This window comes from Sporosarcina sp. P13 (genome assembly GCF_002743055.1).
Classification (GTDB): Bacteria; Bacillota; Bacilli; order Bacillales_A; family Planococcaceae; genus Sporosarcina.
The window spans coordinates 1-2482 of the sequence record NZ_PDYM01000073.1 but is presented as its reverse complement, the minus strand read 5'-3'; the positions used below and the strand labels follow the sequence as shown (position 1 = coordinate 2482).

At 41.2% G+C, this 2482-nt stretch carries 2 protein-coding genes; both read right to left on the bottom strand.

Annotation, left to right across the window (positions count from 1 at the left end; translation table 11 throughout):
* Positions 1–52: 52 nt before the first annotated feature.
* On the bottom strand, positions 53–805 hold the full coding sequence (gene istB, locus CSV79_RS16365) for an IS21-like element helper ATPase IstB (protein WP_099690110.1): 753 nt from the start codon (positions 803–805) through the stop codon (positions 53–55).
* Position 806: 1 nt separating this feature from the next.
* Complete coding sequence (istA, locus tag CSV79_RS16360; RefSeq protein WP_143560600.1) at positions 807–2378, bottom strand: IS21 family transposase; 1572 nt, start codon at positions 2376–2378, stop codon at positions 807–809.
* Between the last annotated feature and the right edge of the window lie 104 nt (positions 2379–2482).

Below are 2482 nucleotides of genomic sequence, written 5' to 3'. Positions count from 1 at the left end.
ATGTAACCGTCAAGTAATTTTGAACAGTTTTTGCTCATTAGTTTTGAACAGTTTACGCTTGAAATAATGTTTCACGATACTTAATTCTGTGACTAGCACCTTCAAAGTGAAGGACTTCAGAGCGGTGGAGAAGGCGATCTAAGATCGCCGTCGTGATTCCCTGGTCTCCCAGTAGTTCTCCCCACTCTTCAGGTCCTTTGTTTGATGTAAGGATGATGGAACTTCGTTCATATAGATGATTGATCAAGTGGAAAAATAGATTTGCCTCATTTTGGTCCATGGCCATGTACATCAAATCATCGATTATCACTAGGTCAGCACCTTTAATCCGTTTCATCTGTAGTTGTGATTTACGGAGATATTCTTCACTTTTTAACAGTGGGACTAATTCGCCCATGGAGACAAAGGATACACGGTACCCTCTCTGAATGGCTTCTAGACCTAATCCAATGGCTACATGCGTTTTTCCCACACCCGGTGGTCCCAAGAACACTAAATTGAATGATTCCTCCAGCCATGAAAGTTCTTGGAGCTGCCTTAACTGCCTTTCACTAAGGGAGGGTTGTTCTTTCAAATCAAATTCCTTAATGCTTTTCTGGTATGGGAACTTTGCCCACTTCATGTGCCTTTCTATCATTTTCTCCTCCCGCCTTCTTTCCTCAAACAGAAGAAGTTCACGAAGAAATTCCTGATAGGTCCAAGATTGGGACTCCGCTTTCCGTAAAAAAGTGGGTAGTTCTTTCGATGTCTCTGCCATTCTCAAGCGGTGAAGCTGTCGTTGTAAATCCTCTACTGAATACTCCATATCATGCACCTCCCAAAATCTTCAGATATCCATCCAGTTCCCTCACTGAAGCTTTCTCTTTGTAATACTCAGGGGGTTCCACAGGGTTAGGACTATTAGGGATGATGTCATCTTTATATTCCTGGATGTTGGCTAAATGTTTTGAGACATCTCGAAAATCGTTGGCGCTCCACAAGCTCTTTTCAATACAGAGATCTAGGGCAGACTGGATGAATGGCTGAAAGTCCTTTACAGCCTTTTGAAGAATCTGCAACTGATCTCGCATGTACCTTGGATAACGCTTATAAAGTTCTTCAAGAAATAATTGAATCTTTTCCTGGCTTTCAAAGGAATCTTTTACTGTATCCATATACGCCTGAATGCCTTTGGATCTGTCCCTGGAATGGTGTTTACTTTTGATTAATTGACCTTTCCCCTTAGAAAGGGGATGAATAGCCAACGCTTCAGTACCAGGGACCTTTTCAATCACCAGCTTATCATCATCAATACGGACATGAACCGTGTTATCTCCATGTGGAGTATATGTTCCCAAGGGAACAGAGTAACGATTCGATTGGAACTTAATAATGTTGTCCTTATGTACAGTCCTTGTTATACTTAATGCATGATTGCTTTCGAAAGAGAGCGGTGAGGAGACCTTTCGTAAATGTGGCTTTTCCAGGGCAAACATTTCGACTGGTCTCTTTTTTATTGTATTGTGTACCTGGTAGTTTCCTTTTCTTTCTAGCCAAGCTAAGCACTGCTCATTCCAAGAGTCTATTTGGTGGAACACTCGATTCTTCGCAAAATTCCCTTTGATGAATTTCACCACGTTCTCAATCTTTCCTTTGGATTCAGGGTCTGCAGCCCTGCATAAATAGATTCGAAATCCTCGCTGTTGCCTGTACGCCTGGAATTCCTTTGTATAGATAATATCGCCTCCATTTTCACTGACCGTCATTAGCTTGTCCTGATCATAAACAATTTCATCTGTCATCCCATCAAAGTACTGGAATGCCATCTCGTGACAACGTAGGACATCCCGCGTGGTAAACGGCTGTTCTTGCCAGTAGGCATATTTAAGGCGGGAGTTAGAAAGAACAAAGGCAATGACATAGATTTTTATGATTTTATCTTCAGAAGTTTTCACTTTCTTTTCCCCAAAATCTACTTGCATTTGTTTCCCTTTGGGAGATTCCTCTATAGCTTCATAACTTCGGAATGTCAGTGATTTAGGAATATGATGCTTATCTCGCAACTCCCTTACATAACTTCGAACAGTACTGTCACCCACATCGGTAAATGAGCACCGTTCCTCCAACCAATCTGAAATTTGCGAAGCTGTTAAGTCAGGATGCTCCTTTAGCCAATCTAAGATTAGATCCTGATAAGGATCCAGTTTCCGCGGTCTTGTTTTCAACTCTTCCACCCAACTACAGGCTTCTTCGAAATCCTTTTCAAGATATTCATAGACTGTTGTTCTTGAAAGATTACACTTCCTAGCTATGGCAGCGATTTTAAAACCTTGCTTTTTCAATTGATGTACTCGCACAATCAATTCTAACTTCAGCACCTTTCTTATCCTCCGTTTCATCAGTTATCAAATACACTCTAAGTTTAACTGATAGGAGGATGTGTGAGCGAAAAGTGTTCATTTTTATCGAGCAGAAACTGTCCAGTTTAGTTTAGCAGTTACAC

Bases quoted from the DNA above. Each gene is read 5' to 3' on its own strand.
- istB (WP_099690110.1), bottom strand. From the start codon at position 805: ATGGAGTATTCAGTAGAGGATTTACAACGACAGCTTCACCGCTTGAGA.
- istA (WP_143560600.1), bottom strand. From the start codon at position 2,378: ATGAAACGGAGGATAAGAAAGGTGCTGAAGTTAGAATTGATTGTGCGA.